We start from the raw sequence: 15079 nt of genomic DNA, 5'->3' as shown, positions 1-15079 counted from the left end.
CGGCCATGCCGGATCAGGCAGCAAAATCCCTCTCCCTCAGACAGCTCGAATTGTTGCTGGCGTTGGCATCGGCCGACAGTATTGCGGGCGCCGGCGCGCGGTTGGGGATGACGCCTTCGGCTACCAGCCACGCCCTGCGCACGCTGGAGGCCACGCTGGGGGCGCCTTTGCTCGACCGCAATGCCTCGGGCGTGCATTTCACCTATGCCGGGCAGCAGATCCTGCCGCACGTCAGGGACGTGTTCGCTTCCCTGCAGATCGTGCGGGCGACGGCGAGCGCCAGCGCCGGCCTGCGTTCGGGCCTGCTGAATCTCGGCTCCCTGGGCGCGAGTTCCTCCTTGAACATCCTGCCCCAGTTGCTGGAGATGTTCAAAGCCCGCTATCCAGGCGTCGACGTATTCGTGACCGAGAAGCCGGACCCCGAGCTGGAGCGCGCGCTGGTCGAACGCCGCATCGAGATAGGGGTGGTGGCCTTGCCCAAACCTGATTTCGACACGCTGGCGCTGGTCACCGATGAGCTGATGGTGGTACTTCCCACCGGCCATCCGCTGGCCGGGCGCAAGACGATCGCGGTGAAGGACCTGATCGACTATCCCCTGATCATGACGCGCGCGGGTTCGCAGCCGGTCATTACCCGGATGTTCGAGCGCGCTGGCGCCAAGCCGCATATCGCGCACGACCTCTCGCAGATCATGTCCATCCTGGAATTCGTCAGGCGCGGGCAGGGCATCTCGGTGCTCGCGTCGCTGGTGCTGCCGCAGGCCTACGACGGGCTGGTTTACAGGAAGATCAGCCCCGCCTCCAAGCGCAGGATGGGCCTGGCGTGCCTGAACGAACGCAGGCTGTCGCCCGCCGCGCATGCCTTCTGGGCCATGGTCAGGGAGGCCGCTCCCAAGCTGAAGTTCCCGCTCAAGTAAAGCCGCGCGGCCACGTCCCGGCACGTTCCCCTTCATATTGAAAAAAAACTCAATTGAAGGTGAAGATTGCGAATTCTAGACTGCATCGATCGACTCTGATGGAGAAGGCGTATGCAGTCAGTGGAAGCTTCCGCGCTCAGCGGCGTGCGTGTCCTGGACCTCTCGCGCATCCTGGCGGGCCCGAGCGCGACGCAGCTGTTGGGCGACCTGGGCGCGGACGTGGTCAAGGTGGAAAAGCCGGACGAGGGCGACGACACCCGGAAGTGGGGACCGCCGTATATCAACGACCAGGAGGGCCGCGCGACGACGGAAAGCGCGTACTACCTGAGCGCCAATCGCAACAAGCGGTCCATCGCGCTCGACATCGCCACTGAAGCGGGCCGCGACACGCTGCACCAACTGCTGGGCAATGCCGATGTGCTGGTCGAAAACTACAAGGTTGGCGGCCTGGCCAGGTATGGCTTGGACTACGCGCAGCTCAAGAATCGATACCCGCGCCTGGTCTATTGCTCCATCACCGGATTCGGCCAGACGGGGCCCTATGCGAAGCGCGCCGGCTACGACTTCCTGATCCAGGGCATGGGCGGGATCATGAGCCTTACCGGCGAGCCCCAGGGCGCGCCGATGAAGGTGGGCGTAGGCATTGCCGACGTCATGACCGGCATGTATGCCGCCGTCGGCATCCTGGCGGCGCTGCGCCATCGGGACGCGACCGGCTTGGGGCAGCACATCGACATCTCGCTGCTGGACAGCCAGATTGCCTGGCTGGTGAACGCGGGGACGAACTATCTTGCCACGCAGGAGCCGCCTGCGCGCCTGGGCAACGGCCATCCGAACATCGTGCCTTACCAGGTGTTCGACGCCGCGGACGGCCCCATGATTCTTGCCGTGGGCAACGATGCGCAGTTCCGGCGCTTCTGCGAGGTGGCCGGAGTCGCCGGCCTGGCTGACGACGAGCGCTATGCCTCCAACGCTGCCCGGGTCGCCCATCGCGCCGAACTTTGCCAGCGGGTACAGGAAGCGCTGGCCCAGCGCCCCAGAAAAACCTGGCTGGAACAGCTGGAAGCCGTGGGCGTGCCTTGCGGCCCGGTCAACGATTTGCGCGATGTGTTCAATGATCCGCACGTTCAGGCCCGCGGCGCGCATTTGCGCATGCCTTGCGCATGGGCGCAAGGCGGCGAGCTGAACCTGTTGGCGAACCCCTTGAAGCTGTCCGCCACGCCGGTCTCTTACCGCAGGCCGCCGCCCCGCCTGGACGAGCACGCGCAGCAGATCCTGGCCGATTGGTCGGGCGCCAGTCAGCAGGGTCGACGTCACACACCTTAGACAACACCGCCCCGGACGAGGGCGGATACACGAGGAGAGAGGCATGGATAGGAGACAGTTGTTGGCGCTTGCTGCATTGACGCCATTGAGCAGGGCATTTGCGCAAGGCAAGTACCCGTCGCAGAGCATCAGGCTGGTTGCGCCTTACGCGCCGGGCGGTACCGTGGACATCCTGTCGCGGCAGCTGGCCGAGCCGATGCGCGCCAGCCTGGCCCAATCGGTCATCGTGGAAAACCGTGGCGGCGCCGGCGGCACGCTGGGAGCGGACGCCGTGGCCAAGGCCCGTCCCGACGGGTACGCGATCCTGTTCGGCGCGGTGCATCATGCGATCGCCCAGTCCGTGTATCCGAAGCTGGGATACGACATCCGCGACATGAGCGCCGTGGGCTTTCTGGGGCGCGTCAACCATGCGCTGATCGTCAACAAGGATCTGCCCGCGCAGAACGTGCAGGAACTGGTGGCGCTGCTGAAGGCCAATCCGGACAAGTACAGCTATGCCACGCCGGGCGCGGGCACCATGCAGCATCTGATGGCCGAATACTTCAAGAACGTCACCGGCACGCAGATGATGCATGTGCCCTATCGCGGTTCAGCGCCGGCGATCGTCGACATCATTGCGGGGAACGTGCACATGATGTTCGAAACCATGCCTTCGGCCATCCAGCACATCCGGGCGGGCAGCGTGCGCGCGATCGCCGTGACCTCGAAGGTGCGCTCGCCCAGCCTGCCCGACGTGCCCACGGCGGCGGAGAGCGGCGCGGCCAATTACGACGCGACCAGCTGGTACGGCATCTATGCGCCGCCGTCCACGCCGGCGGACGTGGTGCGCGTGCTCAACGCGGCGGTCAACGACGCGTTTGCCGATCCAGTATTCGTGCAGCGCTGGATCGCGCTGGGCGCCGATGCGGGCGGAGGCACGCCGCAGGAACTGGCGGCGCTGACGCGCAGCGAGGTCGAACGCTGGGCCGAGGTGGCGCGGCGCGCGGATATCAAGGTGGGTTGATGCCGGCGGGCCTTTCGGCCTGGCCGGAGTTTTGCACGTAGCAAGGATGAACAATGACTGAACTTTCCCAAGACCAATTGGCGCTGCAACAGCGCGCGCGCGAACTGGCGCAGACCGTATTCAAACCGACGGCCGCGGCCACCGACCAGTCCGAACAGTACCCCTGGGACAATGTCCGGCTGCTGCGCGAAAGCGGCTTCATGGGCATGACGATTCCACGGGAGTACGGCGGACAGGGGCTGGGCTATCTCGATACCGTCCTGGTCGTGGAGGAAATGGCCAAGGCCTGCGCCACCATGGGACGCATCTCGGTCGAAGCCAATATGGGCGCTATCGGCGCCATCATGCAGTACGGCAGCGATGAACAGAAGACCCTGGCCGCCAGGTGCGTGCTGGCGGGCGACAAGCCCGCCATCTGCATCTCGGAGCCCCAGGCGGGCAGCGCAGCCAGTGAAATGGGGACCAGGGCAGTCCGCAAGGGCGACGACTACCTCATCAATGGCGAGAAATACTGGATCACCGGGGGCGGGGTGTCGCGCCTGCATTTGATCTTTGCGCGGGTCATCGACGATGGCGAGGACCTGGGCATAGGCGCGTTCATCCATGTGCGCGAGCCGGACGGCGCGGATGATGGCTTGGAGATCTCCAAGCGTTCCTACGCCATGGGCGTGCGGGGCATACCCGAGACCTATCTCCGGTTCCACGACCTCAAGGTGCACAAGTCCATGCTGGTGGTGCCGCCGGAGGGTCTCAAGCGCGGTTTCGCCGGCCTGATGCAGGCCTACAACGCCCAGCGCGTGGGCGCGGGCACCGTGGCGTTGGGCATCGCGCAGGGCGCCTTCGAGGAGGCCGTCGACTACGTCAAGCAACGCCAGCAGTTCGGCCGGCCGATAGCCGAGTTCCAGGGCTTGCAGTGGATGGTGGCCGACATGGCCATCCAGCTGAACGCCGCGCGGCACATGCTGCACGCCGCCGCGCGCAGCGGTACGCCGCGGACCTTCGGCTTTCCGGATCTGTCGCTGGCCGCGCAGGCCAAGATCTTTGCCGCCGAAACGGCGCAACGCGTGACCAACGACGCCTTGCAGTTGCATGGCTCGTCCGGCTACGGGCGCGACCTGCCGATGGAACGCCACGTGCGCGATGCGCGCATGTTCACGATCGCGGGCGGCACCGCGCAGATCCTGCGTACCCAGGTCGCGTCCGCCGTGCTAGGGATGAAGCTGCCGCAAACGCGGGATGGGTATCTGCGGGGGCGGTGATGCTTGACGATGAATTCCACCTCGCGTAGCATCTTTTGAACCGATCGGTATAAAAGGAGCTTTCGCAATGGAATTCCAAGGCAAGGTCGCGCTGGTTACTGGGGGAACGCGCGGCATCGGCGCCGCCATCGTTCGAAGATTTGCAGAACGGGGCGCCGATGTCGCGTTCACCTATGCCAGGTCGGATCAGGCGGCCACAGACTACGTCCATGAACTCGGCAAAACCGGCGCCAAGGTCCTGGCCATCAAGGCGGACAGCCGCGATCCGGCCGCCGTCCGGTCAGCGGTGGAGCAGACTGCTGGCGAACTGGGCAGGCTGGACATACTGGTCAATAGCGCCGGCGTGTTCCCCTACGGGCCGGTCGAGGACGCCACGCTGGAAGAAATCGACGACACCCTGGCGATCCACGCCAGGGCGGTGTTCGTGGCCTCGCAAGCCGCGCTGGCTTACATGGGGTCAGGCGGCCGCATTATCTCCATCGGCTCCTGCTTCGCTCAACGCGTACCCTATGGGGGCGTGACGCTCTATGCGATGAGCAAGTCCGCGCTCATCGGATTCACCAAGGGTCTCGCGCGCGAGGTCGGCAGCCGTGGCATTACGGTCAACATTGTCGATCCCGGGTCGACCGACACCGACATGAATCCCGCCGATGGCCCGACGGTATCCGCCGAGCTGGAGCTCATGGCGGTCAAGCGCTATGCCAAACCCGAGGAGATTGCGGCGGCCGTCGGTTATCTTGCCGGGGCCGAGAGCCAATTCATCACCGGCGCATCGCTCGCGATTGATGGAGGCTTCACCGCCTAGGATCTCCGCATGGGCGGAACCGTTGGTGGCATGATCCAATCACAGTCAAACAGGAATGGGGATACAAATGGCCTGGGGACTTTTGGTTCTGGCCGGCATGCTTGAAATCGTCTGGGCAATGGCGCTGAAGCAGGCAGACGGTTTGACGAGGTTTTGGCCGAGTCTGATCGGCATAAGCGTCGCCATGCTGAGCCTGGTACTGCTCGCCTTGGCCCTGAAGCATCTGCCGGTGGGCACTGCTTACGCAATCTGGGTGGGTATCGGCGTTTTTGGCGTGGCGGTTTTCGGAACATTGGTGCTCGGCGAGCAGATGTCATCGGCCAAGCTACTGTTCCTGGGGCTGATCGGCATTGGTGTGGCAGGACTGCGGATAATTGAATCGTGAATTCCGGCAAGCAGGCAAAACCGGCACCCGCGCCGAAAATCGGGCGTCCCAAGGAGTTCGACAAAGACCTGGCCTTGCTGGCGGCCATGCGGACCTTCTGGACGCAAGGTTATGAAGGCACCTCGATCCAGGATCTCGTCAGCGCCACCGGAGTCAACAAGCCCAGCCTCTATGCGACCTTCGGGTGCAAGGAAGAGATCTTCCGGCAGGCCGTCGAACTCTACGACCGCGTCGAGGGGCGGGCGACGTCGCAGAGCCTCAGCGTGGCCCGCACGGCCCGTGAGGCTGTCGAAACCATGCTGCGATCGAACGCACGCGCCTATGCCGTCGCCGAGGGGCCGCGGGGTTGCATGATCGTGTTGTCGTCGCTGCTGGGCGCGCCCGAAAACGAAAGCGTGCGCGCGTTTCTTGCCGCAAACCGAGAGGACGGGGAATCGCAGTTGAGGGAGCGTCTGGCGCAAGGCATAGCGGAGGGCGACCTCGCGCCGTCCGCCGATGTCCATCAGCTTGCCGCCTTCTACACCACCGTGCTCGAAGGCCTGTCGATCCAGGCCCGCGACGGCGCCGGCGTGAAGAAGCTCAACATGATCATCGATGCCGCGATGTTGGCCTGGCCGGCCAATTGATGTTCGGCCGCAGCGCGTACGCGGGCGGCTGAACATGGTTTGGCTTGCGCTGCCGAGCCTATGGCTAGGCGACCATCCAGGCGACGATCCGGCGCACGACCGGCAACAACAGCAAGAGGCTTGGAAAGGCGACGATCCAGGAGGCTCCCCAGGCGCCAGGCCAACTGATGGCAAAATCCGGGCCCACGCCCACACTCGTGGCCGTCGCCACCGCTGAAACGATGGCGGACATGAACACTGAAAGAACCAGCGGCATCAGGAAGGGGGCATAGCGCTGCGGGAGCTTTTTCAGGGCGGATCTGGGCGGGTACTTGGCCATTTCAATACTCCCCGCCGTTCCGCGCAGAGTTTTTCTCGGCGATCAGGTCCTTGATGTATGTGCGCAGCGAGCGCGGCTCGCGTCCGAGCGCAGCCTTCAGCGCAAGACTATTGCCCCCGAGTCCATAGGCGCGATAGTGATCGAAAACCTTCGACAGCAAAGGCAATTGATGATTGCCATAAGGCAGTCGCGCATTTTCCGCCCATGCACTGAAGCTGGGCTGCAACGCAGCGACCGGCGATCCCAGTTCTGCAGACAGGGCTGCCACGATGTCCCTGCGGCTGTACATGCCCGCGCACAGCTCCAAGGTGGCGAAGGCGAGCCTGTCCCCGGTCAAGGCGATTGCGGCAATCTCCGCGACATCCCGATAATCCACACGGGCGATGCTGGTGTCCTCGGGGAAGGGTTCGCCGAAGCAGGCGTGGTCGCGGATCGATAGCCAGGCCAAGCCGATGTTCTGCATGAAGTTTGCAGGATGCAGGATCGTGTATTCCAGCCGTGAGGAGTAGAGGGCGTCCTCCACCGGAATCTTGCTGGCGTGATTGGCCAGGCGCGTGTTCGTCGGCTGGATGACCGACGAGAAGACAAATTTCCTCACGCCGCTGCGCTCCGCCGCCTGAACCAAGGCGACTCCCATGGGCGCTTCGTCGGAAGCGAACGCGGGGCCGATATGAAACACGCCGTCCACGCCTTGCGTAGCGGCTGCAAGACTGTCGATGTCGCGGAGGTCGCCGATGGCGGTCTGCGTCGCGCCATGTGTACGGGCCAAATCGGCGCGCGCTTCGTCACGAACGAGCGCCCGGACAGCAACCTTGCGCCGCTGCAATTCAGGAACCACCAGGCTTGCGAATTTGCCGGTGGCGCCGACGACCAAAACAATGGGTTGAGTGCCGTTCACAGGGTTTCTCCTTCGTGTGCGTGTGAGTACGAAGGCAGTGTATTTTCTACCGATTGGTGGAACAATACTCGTGGAAATTGAAAATGAATCACGATATCCGAGATAAATAATGAGCCGCCTGGAAGACCTCGAAGCGTTCATCCATATCGCTGAAACCGGCAGCCTGACAAAGGCCGCGCGCCATCTCGGCCGCTCGCTACAGGCCGTCAGCCGTTCTCTTGCTGCGCTGGAAGAAGACGTGGGCGTTCAGCTTGTCCATCGCACCACGCGGCATTCCTCGCTCAGCGAAGCGGGCGAGGCCTTTTTCCGGCGCGTCAAGCCGGCAATGGAAGAGATAGGCGAAGCCCGGCTGGAAGTCGCCGACCGGCGAGCCGCGCCGTCAGGCATATTGCGTGTAGGCGCCCCGGTGCTGTTCGGCCCGGATTTCCTGGTGCCGATCATCGCGGAGTACATGCGCGCATACCCCCAGATCGAAGTCGATCTGCAGTTGACGGATTCCTTTGTCGATCTTGCCGCCGCAGGTCTCGACCTGGTCGTGCGCATCGCCGACCTGCCGGATTCCGGCTTGCAAGGGCGGCGACTGGGAGCCTTGCGCAGAGTCGTATTCGGAGCGCCTTCCTATTTCGAACAGCATGGTCGTCCCGCGCATCCGTCGGAACTGCGCCAGCACGCCTGTATCGCCAGGACCGTCGATCAGGGGCCGGGGCAATGGGCCTTTCAGATAGACGGCAAGCGGCGCAGCGTCGGGGTCCGGGGGCCGTTCCGGACCAATACGATGGCAGCGATCTATTCTGCTGTCAGCGCCGGGCTCGGTATCGGCTATTCGCCACTGTGGCAGATCAGGCATCTGCTGGATGCCGGGCAGGTGGAAGTCATACTCGAAGATTTCGAGTCCAAGCCGGTGCCCATACACGCGCTTTGGCAGGAGAACAGGCTTCCACCCGCCAAGGTGCGAGCTTTCGTTGATTATCTGGCGGCTGGGCTGAAGCTCGATCGGTTCTAGCTGGCACGGTAGACTAAGAATCCTCCTATTCCCATGCGCGGCGACCATGTCTCCCCAAACGAACGTCCGGATAGCCCAGAGCGGAGACATCGATTCGATGGTTGAACTGGATCCGATCGCCAGGCAAGAACTGGGCAGGAGGACATTTATTGCCCATGCGGTGGCTGCTGGCCAATGCTGGGCCGCGACGGAAGCGGAGGATGCGTCGGCGCTGATTGGTTACGGCGTGCTTAACCACTCGTTCTTCGAGCACGATTTCATTCCGCTGGTCGTCGTCAAGCATTCGGCGCGACGCCGTGGCGTCGCTACGGCAATCCTGCGGACGCTGGAGTTGCAATGCCAGGGAGGAAAATTGTTTACGTCGACCAACACTTCAAACCTCGCGATGCGCCAGTTGCTTGGTCAGCTTGGCTATATCCGAAGCGGCCAAATTGAAAATCTGGATGACGGCGATCCCGAGCTCGTATTCGTGAAGCTCCGATCATTTTTTTGAGGGGCCGCCACCCGTCTGGAGTTGGCCACTATCCAATCCAAATCTCTTTCGGCCCAGGAGGATCATCATGTCGGTATTTCAGATCAAGCATTTGGACCATGTCGTCCTGAGAGTGCAAGACATGGCGCGCAGCGTGGACTTTTATACAAAGGTACTAGGCTGTTCCATCAAGAAGAGGAACGATGAGTACGCCATGATCCATCTGAGCGCCGGCGGCTCCATGATCGATCTGGTCGATGTGCAAGGACCCTTGGGTGCCGCAGGCGGCGGGGCTCCAGGGAAAGACCGGCACAATCTCGACCACTTTTGCCTGCGGGTCGATCCGTTCGATGAAACTGCCATCCTCCAGCATTTGCAGGGTTTCGGCATTACGGCGGACAAGGCCGTAAAGCGATATGGCGCGGAAGGCGAAGGACTCTCGATCTACTGCTTCGATCCCGACGGCAATCAAATCGAATTGAAGGGACCTGCGATCTAGAGCATGCGTATCCGTTTCGCATCCGCCCCATGGATTCAGGTCAGATCTCAGCAATTGGTCAACGCACCGGTAGCAGATACTTCAAGGCCTGCGTGAAGCCACGCGGCGCGACGCTGAGGTGGTCCTCGTCGTCCAGGATCACGGACTTCAGTTTCAAGCCTGGATATTTCCGGTCCCGCAACGCGGCTTCAAGAGCCCGGTTGTCGGCGACCATGTCCACCGTCTGGTTGTAGCGCCGATCGCCTTTGCGCAGGGCCTCGTAGGCGCCGACATAAAGATAAACGTTCGCCGTCAGGTCCTGATGCTGCTGGGCATAGCGCGCTTCGAGCTTCAAGGCATATCGCTTGTCGTACCACAGAGACGGACTGCCCAGGATATAGCTGTTGAACATGCCGGGCTCGGTGAAAAGGATCTGCGCTCCAAGCAGTGCGCCGTAGGAATGGCCAAGAAAGAGGGCTTTGGCTGGGTCCGTCCTGTAGCGGGCGGTGATGTAAGGCTTTACCTGATCGCGCAGGTACCGTTGATAGGCGAGCGCCTGGCCATGGATTGCGTTGGCTGGCGCAGTGCTTGGGCCGTTCGGGGTCGGCGTGTAGTCGCGCTGGCGGCTGACTCCGCCGTCTTCGCCCTTGCCATAAGACAGGCCGACAAGAATGAACTCCTCGATCTGCGGCCCTTCAACGTTCAGGCGGCGCCCTAATTGTCGGATGATCGGGAAAGCATAGTCCGCGTCAGTCACATAAAGCACGGGGTAGCGCCGCTGCGGTTGCTTGGCATAGGACGGCGGCAAGGCAACGAAGACTTGGTAGCCGCGGCCCGATACCGGATCGGGCACATCCCATACCTCGCTGTCGGCGATTTCGTATGGGCGTCCCTCGCCAGATTGCATCTTTTGCGTCGATTGCGCCTGGGCTTGCGTCGGACCATCAGGCATGCCGAAGCTGGCGAGGAGGACAATCAGCAGGGCATTCAGAAAGCGTCGTTTCATGGGATGAGGCGGTGTCGGTCTACAATTTTGGCTGTATGGGGCAGGCGAAATTGTAGACGGACTCCCATGACTCGTACTTGGGGAAACCAGAGATCATTCAGTGCCGCAGAATCGCTCTCGACGCTGGCCTTGCGCTGGCTGCCAGGAAGATCGCCCCGTAAACGCGCCGCGGCAACGGCGCTCGTACCGCAAGGAGCAAGATCATGGTCACAAGCCTGCGCGCAATCCGTTCAGACATTACGAAGCTCCAGGTGGACGCCATCGTCAATGCCGCAAACTCTTCATTGCTAGGCGGGGGCGGAGTCGATGGCGCCATCCATCGCGCGGCGGGTCCGGACCTGGTGCATGAATGCAGGTTGCTGGGCGGCTGCAAGACGGGGGATGCGAAGGTGACCAAAGCCTATCGCCTGTCCGCTCGGTACATCATCCATACGGTGGGGCCGGTATGGCGGGGCGGAGATAGCGGGGAACCAGCGCTGCTGGCCAGCTGTTATCGCCGATGCATCGAGCTTGCCGAACAAAGGGCGGTCACATCGATTGCGTTCCCCAGCATCAGCACGGGGATATATGGGTATCCCATCGAATTGGCGGCGGAGGTGGCAGTCAAGACGGTGCGTGAAAGCCTGGCTGGGGACTCTTCTGTCCGAGAGGTGATCTTCTGCTGCTTCTCTCCAGAAGACCTTTCTCAATATGAACGCGTCTTGAACCGGCCGATTCTCTAGTCGGCCGGACCCATTCGACGTGTTGCATTCACGCTGGCCTCACCACGTGTACTTCACGCCGATCCGCCCCACATACTGGTGGTAGTCTTGCGCGCCCCAGCTGCCGGAAGCGTTGACCCATCCCGTCCAGCCTTTCCTGAAGTCGGCATGCACGCCCACCTTCAATTCGTACCGGTCCTTGGGATACAAGTCTCCAAGGGGCAGTTGATTGAAAGACACGGAACTGTCGACGCTGCTGTGCCACCAGTTCACGGTTGCGAAGGGTTGGGCCTTGCGGTTGTTGCCAAGGTCAAACGTGGTGAAGGTACGTACCCCAAAGCGGGTAATGGTCCCGTTCGAATCGGCACGGTCGACTCGGGTGCCGTTCTGCTCGGTGACGCTGTCGGTGTTGGAGTCGACATAGATTATTTGAGCCTGCGGCTCCAGCGTCCAGTTCTCCCGCAGCTTGAATGCGTAGCCGGCTTCCGCGGATATCGCCCAAGCCTGCGAGTCGTAGTCCACGCGCGGCAGTTCGGCTCCTTGCACTCGGTTGTTGAACCAGCCGTACTGAAACCAGGTGTCCACATAGGCGCCCAGTTTGGTCGCGTCGTTTTGAAACCATGTGCCATACACGCCTGCGCTGTAGCCGTTGACGCGGCCTTTTGCCTTGTACGGGTTGCCGTCGGCGCGGGCAGTGCTGTCAGCCGTCCCGTATCCGAGCATGGCTCCCAGGTGCAAGCGATCGGTCTCTGAAAAAAGCTTCCATTGCGCAAGATCGCCGCCGCCCTGCAACAGGAAAAGGTCGGTGCTAACGTCAAAGTTGCCGTCGCGGCTGTGGCTGCCTTCCCATTTTCCTGACATGCGCAGCCAGAGCGCCTTGCGCTTGCTGCTGTCATCTGCGAACTGTTGCGATTCGATGAATTGAGGTTCGCCCAACCGGTCGTGCATGCTTTGCACGAACATCTGGCCAACCAGGCGTTGGTTGGCCAGGTAAGCCGCAACTTCGGGCCGGTACAGGGGCTCGGGGTCGGGTGTCGGCCCGGGCGGGGAGGGCGGGATTGGCGGATCCGGTTCTTTTTCAGACCGCAAGTACCAGTTCTGATCGGTCGGCGCCGCGGCGGTCCCCCGGTAGAGCCGATATTCGTAGGGGCCGGCCACCGCGCGACCGGACAGCGTGAACGCACCCGCCCCGGATACCCCGCCATTGACCACTTCGACTACCTGAATCCCGCTTGCCGTCGTCAACGCCCCGGGGCCGCCACTGTTCTTTATGCGCAGTTGCGATGCGCCTGTGGCGCTCCCGCCATCGATGACAAGCCTGTCTGATGGGGAACTGTCATCTCCCAGAAAGGTGTTGAGCGCGATGATGCCGTTCCCGCTGTAATTCTGCGTCGTGACGGTCTTGTATGTGCCTGTCTGCGGGGGCGTGAAGTCGATGAGGCTGTTGGTATTGACCAGGTTCGTGACGGTGGAGTCCCCCGTCACCACCCAATTGCTGTCATTGCTCATGGAAAGGTTGGTCGTGCTGCCAGGCTGCGTCAGCACGCGCCCCTGGATCAAGCTGCCGCTGGCGCCGATATCCGCCGTCGCGGCGCCAGTGGCGCCGACGTTGATGGCGGCATTGCCGCCGGTGACGGAGGAGCCGGTCAAAGACACGATGGCGGGTCCCTCCGACAGGTGTATGCCGTCGGCTCGGGCTGAGGCGATCTTGGAGTCCACAAGGGTGAACGTCTTTGCCGCGCCGCCCGCCGCCCCGGTCAGGTGCAGGCCCTGGGCATTTGCGCCTGCGGTTTGCAGCGTCGCGCCGGTGGCGCTGAAGCGCGTGGCGTTGACCGACACGCGTACAGCATCGGCGTCCGTGCCCTGGGTGTCGACCAGGCTTCCCGTCTCGCCGTCGCGGCCCAGATTGACCGTGCCCCAGCCCTCGACGTGGATGCCGTACGCCGCCAGTCCCAGCGTGCTCACCCGCGTGCCGTTGATGTTCGCCACGGCGCCGGACTGGGTGCGCACGGCCACTGAACGGTCGGCGAAGGTCAGAATCTGCCCGCCATCCACGGTCGCGGGCGGCCCGCCGTTGACGAACAGCGCAAACGAGCTGGCGGCCAGCGTGCTCACCTGCGTGTCTTTCAATGTGGCACTGCCGCCGTTGACGTACATGCCGTAAGTGCGGTCGGACTGGATGGTCATCCCATCGGACTGGAAGATGCCGTTGGTGAAGACATAGACGCCGATCGCATTTTGTGCGCGAACCGACGTGCCGGTGCCGCTGAATTTGCCGTAATCCTGTACCAGAACGCCGTATGCGTTTGTGCCCTCGGTGGTGATCGATCCGTTCGTTGCCGTGAGTTGGCTGTTATTTTCGAAGACGTGGACGCCGTACGCGGTCGTGCCCTTGGTCAGGATGGTGGTGTCGCGCAGGTCGGCTTTGGCGCCTTGCCACACCTCGGCGCCCTTGGAGCCGTTTTGCAAGGTGGTCAGCGTCGAGTTCCGCAGTACTGTCGTCGCGGCGGCGCCATAGGTGCGCAGGGCATGGGAGCCGGCGAAATCCGTCGTGACATACACGTTCGTACCATCGAACTCTGCCGGAAGGCCTGTCGACCCGACGTTGTAAATGCCCCGCACGCTGCCGCCGGTGGCATATACATAGACGCCTCCTGGCCTGACTACCATCTTGCCGCCGCTTCTGACATACAAGCCGTCGATGGCATCGCCGTTAACGCTTATGCGGATGGGCGTTCCATTGCCGAGCGAGGGGTCCAGGATGGCCAATCCGCCCTGGACCTGAATACCCGTACCGCCCAAGGGTGGGGGGTAGGGGGGGATAGGTGTGATGACCGTGCCGCCGACAAACGTCTTTTCTTCGCCGGTCACAACCCGAAAGGGGGTTGTGTAGGTGCCTTGCGGGACCTCGTCTGCAATCGTCGCCGAACCGCTGAGGGTCGCGGCAAGCCCGATGGCAATACGGGCCGCGAGGTTCGGCGATTGAAAAACATGGGGGATGTCTTCATGTTCTGCGCATTTCACGAGCGGCTCCTGCCAGAGGGGATGTGACCGAAAGTCAATCTGGACGCTGCAGGAACATCGATGCGTCGTCCTTTCGAGCAGACACAACATGAACTTCGTGAAACCGTACTACTACTTTCTGCCTAGTGCAAATGTGGAATGCACACTTGCATGTGTAAATTGGCCGGCAGCTGGATTCCCCCAACCCTACAATCGCTGTCCGCCCGTCGCATCGATACTCTGCCCGGTAATCCAGCGCCCCTCGTGCGACGCCAGAAAGGCCACGACATCCGCAATATCCTCAGGCTGCCCGACGCGTCCGAGCGCAATGGTCTTGGCGATGAGCCTGCTTTGCTCGGGATCCCTCGCCCGGGCATTGAGGTCCGTGGCTGTGGCGCCGGGGAGGACGGCGTTGACCGTGATGCCGCGCGTGCCCAGTTCGCTGGCCAACAGCAGGGTCAGCGCTTCCAGGCCGGCCTTGGCTGGCGCGTAGACGCTCATTTCCGGATAGGCGGCGCGGGTGCCCATGGAGGAAACATTGACGATCCGGCCGTGGTCGCGCAGGAAGGGCAGGGTTTGCTGGATCAGGAAGAAGGGAGTCTTCAGGTTCACTTGCAGCACACGGTCGAACGCTTCCGGCGTGACTTCGGGCAAGCGCGCGCGCAGGCCCACGGCGGCGTTGTTGACCAGGATGTCCAGGCCGTCGTCGGCGTAGCGTTCCTGGAGCGAGGCGCGCAGGTCTCGCGCCAACGCCGCGGCGGCGTCGGCTTGCGACAGGTCGGCCTGCAGGGCCCAGGCTTGCCCGCCTGCGGCCTGGATCTGGCCCACGACCTCGTCGGCGGCATCGCTTGCGGCGTTGTAGTGGACGGCGACGCGCG

At 62.8% G+C, this 15079-nt stretch carries 16 protein-coding genes; 11 read left to right on the top strand and 5 right to left on the bottom strand.

Annotation, left to right across the window (positions count from 1 at the left end):
- The first annotated feature begins 5 nt into the window (after nt 1-5).
- The 7 genes from VIR09_RS24675 to VIR09_RS24645 all read left to right on the top strand — a co-directional run bounded on the left by VIR09_RS24675 (nt 6) and on the right by VIR09_RS24645 (nt 6321).
- A complete protein-coding gene (locus tag VIR09_RS24675; RefSeq protein ID WP_332015242.1) occupies nt 6-917 on the top strand; it encodes a LysR family transcriptional regulator in 912 nt (303 codons plus the stop codon).
- A 111-nt stretch (nt 918-1028) separates the two neighbouring features.
- Complete coding sequence (locus tag VIR09_RS24670) at nt 1029-2243, top strand: CaiB/BaiF CoA-transferase family protein (RefSeq protein ID WP_332015241.1); 1215 nt, start codon at nt 1029-1031, stop codon at nt 2241-2243.
- A gap of 43 nt (nt 2244-2286) precedes the next feature.
- Nucleotides 2287-3246, top strand: coding sequence for a tripartite tricarboxylate transporter substrate binding protein (locus VIR09_RS24665; protein WP_332015240.1), 960 nt, complete (start codon nt 2287-2289; stop codon nt 3244-3246).
- Nucleotides 3247-3299: 53 nt separating this feature from the next.
- Nucleotides 3300-4505 (top strand): 3-sulfinopropanoyl-CoA desulfinase, encoded by a 1206-nt coding sequence (gene acdA / locus VIR09_RS24660; protein ID WP_332015239.1) that lies wholly within the window; start codon nt 3300-3302, stop codon nt 4503-4505.
- Nucleotides 4506-4572: 67 nt separating this feature from the next.
- Nucleotides 4573-5310, top strand: a complete 738-nt coding sequence (locus VIR09_RS24655) for a 3-oxoacyl-ACP reductase family protein (protein WP_332015238.1) — start codon at nt 4573-4575, stop codon at nt 5308-5310.
- Nucleotides 5311-5377: 67 nt separating this feature from the next.
- The gene (locus VIR09_RS24650; RefSeq protein ID WP_332015237.1) at nt 5378-5695 is read left to right on the top strand and encodes a DMT family transporter; all 318 of its coding nucleotides are present in this window, start codon (nt 5378-5380) and stop codon (nt 5693-5695) included.
- Nucleotides 5692-6321, top strand: coding sequence for a TetR/AcrR family transcriptional regulator (locus VIR09_RS24645; RefSeq protein WP_332015236.1), 630 nt, complete (start codon nt 5692-5694; stop codon nt 6319-6321). Before VIR09_RS24650 ends, VIR09_RS24645 begins: the two co-directional genes overlap by 4 nt.
- Before the next feature lie 64 nt (nt 6322-6385).
- On the opposite strand, the gene VIR09_RS24640 is transcribed toward VIR09_RS24645, so the two are convergent.
- Entirely contained in the window at nt 6386-6640 is a 255-nt protein-coding gene (locus VIR09_RS24640) for a DUF2798 domain-containing protein (RefSeq protein WP_332015235.1), read from the bottom strand.
- Nucleotide 6641: 1 nt separating this feature from the next.
- Entirely contained in the window at nt 6642-7538 is an 897-nt protein-coding gene (locus VIR09_RS24635; protein WP_332015234.1) for an NmrA/HSCARG family protein, read from the bottom strand.
- A gap of 109 nt (nt 7539-7647) precedes the next feature.
- Between VIR09_RS24635 and VIR09_RS24630 the strand changes: the two genes are divergently transcribed.
- The 3 genes from VIR09_RS24630 to VIR09_RS24620 all read left to right on the top strand — a co-directional run bounded on the left by VIR09_RS24630 (nt 7648) and on the right by VIR09_RS24620 (nt 9512).
- Nucleotides 7648-8541, top strand: a complete 894-nt coding sequence (locus VIR09_RS24630) for a LysR family transcriptional regulator (RefSeq protein ID WP_332015233.1) — start codon at nt 7648-7650, stop codon at nt 8539-8541.
- 97 nt (nt 8542-8638) lie between these two features.
- On the top strand, nt 8639-9034 hold the full coding sequence (locus tag VIR09_RS24625) for a GNAT family N-acetyltransferase (RefSeq protein WP_332015232.1): 396 nt from the start codon (nt 8639-8641) through the stop codon (nt 9032-9034).
- A gap of 67 nt (nt 9035-9101) precedes the next feature.
- Entirely contained in the window at nt 9102-9512 is a 411-nt protein-coding gene (locus tag VIR09_RS24620; RefSeq protein ID WP_332015231.1) for a VOC family protein, read from the top strand.
- A 58-nt stretch (nt 9513-9570) separates the two neighbouring features.
- Here VIR09_RS24620 and VIR09_RS24615 read toward each other — a convergent pair whose 3' ends face one another.
- Nucleotides 9571-10497, bottom strand: a complete 927-nt coding sequence (locus VIR09_RS24615) for an alpha/beta hydrolase (RefSeq protein ID WP_332015230.1) — start codon at nt 10495-10497, stop codon at nt 9571-9573.
- 203 nt (nt 10498-10700) lie between these two features.
- Here VIR09_RS24615 and VIR09_RS24610 point away from each other — a divergent pair, with 203 nt between their 5' ends.
- Nucleotides 10701-11219 carry an O-acetyl-ADP-ribose deacetylase gene (locus tag VIR09_RS24610; protein WP_332015229.1) on the top strand — a complete coding sequence of 173 codons (519 nt, stop codon included), beginning with the start codon at nt 10701-10703 and terminating at the stop codon, nt 11217-11219.
- A gap of 39 nt (nt 11220-11258) precedes the next feature.
- Here the strand turns inward: VIR09_RS24610 and VIR09_RS24605 are convergent, their stop codons facing one another.
- Both VIR09_RS24605 and VIR09_RS24600 read right to left on the bottom strand, forming a co-directional pair.
- Nucleotides 11259-14222 (bottom strand): autotransporter outer membrane beta-barrel domain-containing protein, encoded by a 2964-nt coding sequence (locus VIR09_RS24605; protein WP_332015228.1) that lies wholly within the window; start codon nt 14220-14222, stop codon nt 11259-11261.
- A gap of 186 nt (nt 14223-14408) precedes the next feature.
- Nucleotides 14409-15079, bottom strand: a 671-nt coding sequence (locus VIR09_RS24600) for an SDR family oxidoreductase (RefSeq protein WP_332015227.1), incomplete at its 5' end; no start/stop codon positions are given.

Origin of the sequence: Achromobacter sp. (genome assembly GCF_036567245.1) — a bacterium.
Classification (GTDB): Bacteria; Pseudomonadota; Gammaproteobacteria; order Burkholderiales; family Burkholderiaceae_B; genus Achromobacter.
The sequence above is the reverse complement of the archived record's forward strand: the minus strand, read 5'-3'. Positions and strand labels throughout refer to the sequence as shown.

What these genes read in the sequence shown, in the direction of transcription:
- acdA (WP_332015239.1), top strand. Translation starts at nt 3,300, where the DNA reads ATGACTGAACTTTCCCAAGACCAATTGGCGCTGCAACAGCGCGCGCGC.
- VIR09_RS24650 (WP_332015237.1), top strand. Translation starts at nt 5,378, where the DNA reads ATGGCCTGGGGACTTTTGGTTCTGGCCGGCATGCTTGAAATCGTCTGG.
- VIR09_RS24620 (WP_332015231.1), top strand. Translation starts at nt 9,102, where the DNA reads ATGTCGGTATTTCAGATCAAGCATTTGGACCATGTCGTCCTGAGAGTG.
- VIR09_RS24615 (WP_332015230.1), bottom strand. Translation starts at nt 10,497, where the DNA reads ATGAAACGACGCTTTCTGAATGCCCTGCTGATTGTCCTCCTCGCCAGC.
- VIR09_RS24670 (WP_332015241.1), top strand. Translation starts at nt 1,029, where the DNA reads ATGCAGTCAGTGGAAGCTTCCGCGCTCAGCGGCGTGCGTGTCCTGGAC.
- VIR09_RS24610 (WP_332015229.1), top strand. Translation starts at nt 10,701, where the DNA reads ATGGTCACAAGCCTGCGCGCAATCCGTTCAGACATTACGAAGCTCCAG.
- VIR09_RS24655 (WP_332015238.1), top strand. Translation starts at nt 4,573, where the DNA reads ATGGAATTCCAAGGCAAGGTCGCGCTGGTTACTGGGGGAACGCGCGGC.
- VIR09_RS24625 (WP_332015232.1), top strand. Translation starts at nt 8,639, where the DNA reads ATGGTTGAACTGGATCCGATCGCCAGGCAAGAACTGGGCAGGAGGACA.
- VIR09_RS24640 (WP_332015235.1), bottom strand. Translation starts at nt 6,640, where the DNA reads ATGGCCAAGTACCCGCCCAGATCCGCCCTGAAAAAGCTCCCGCAGCGC.
- VIR09_RS24665 (WP_332015240.1), top strand. Translation starts at nt 2,287, where the DNA reads ATGGATAGGAGACAGTTGTTGGCGCTTGCTGCATTGACGCCATTGAGC.
- VIR09_RS24630 (WP_332015233.1), top strand. Translation starts at nt 7,648, where the DNA reads ATGAGCCGCCTGGAAGACCTCGAAGCGTTCATCCATATCGCTGAAACC.
- VIR09_RS24675 (WP_332015242.1), top strand. Translation starts at nt 6, where the DNA reads ATGCCGGATCAGGCAGCAAAATCCCTCTCCCTCAGACAGCTCGAATTG.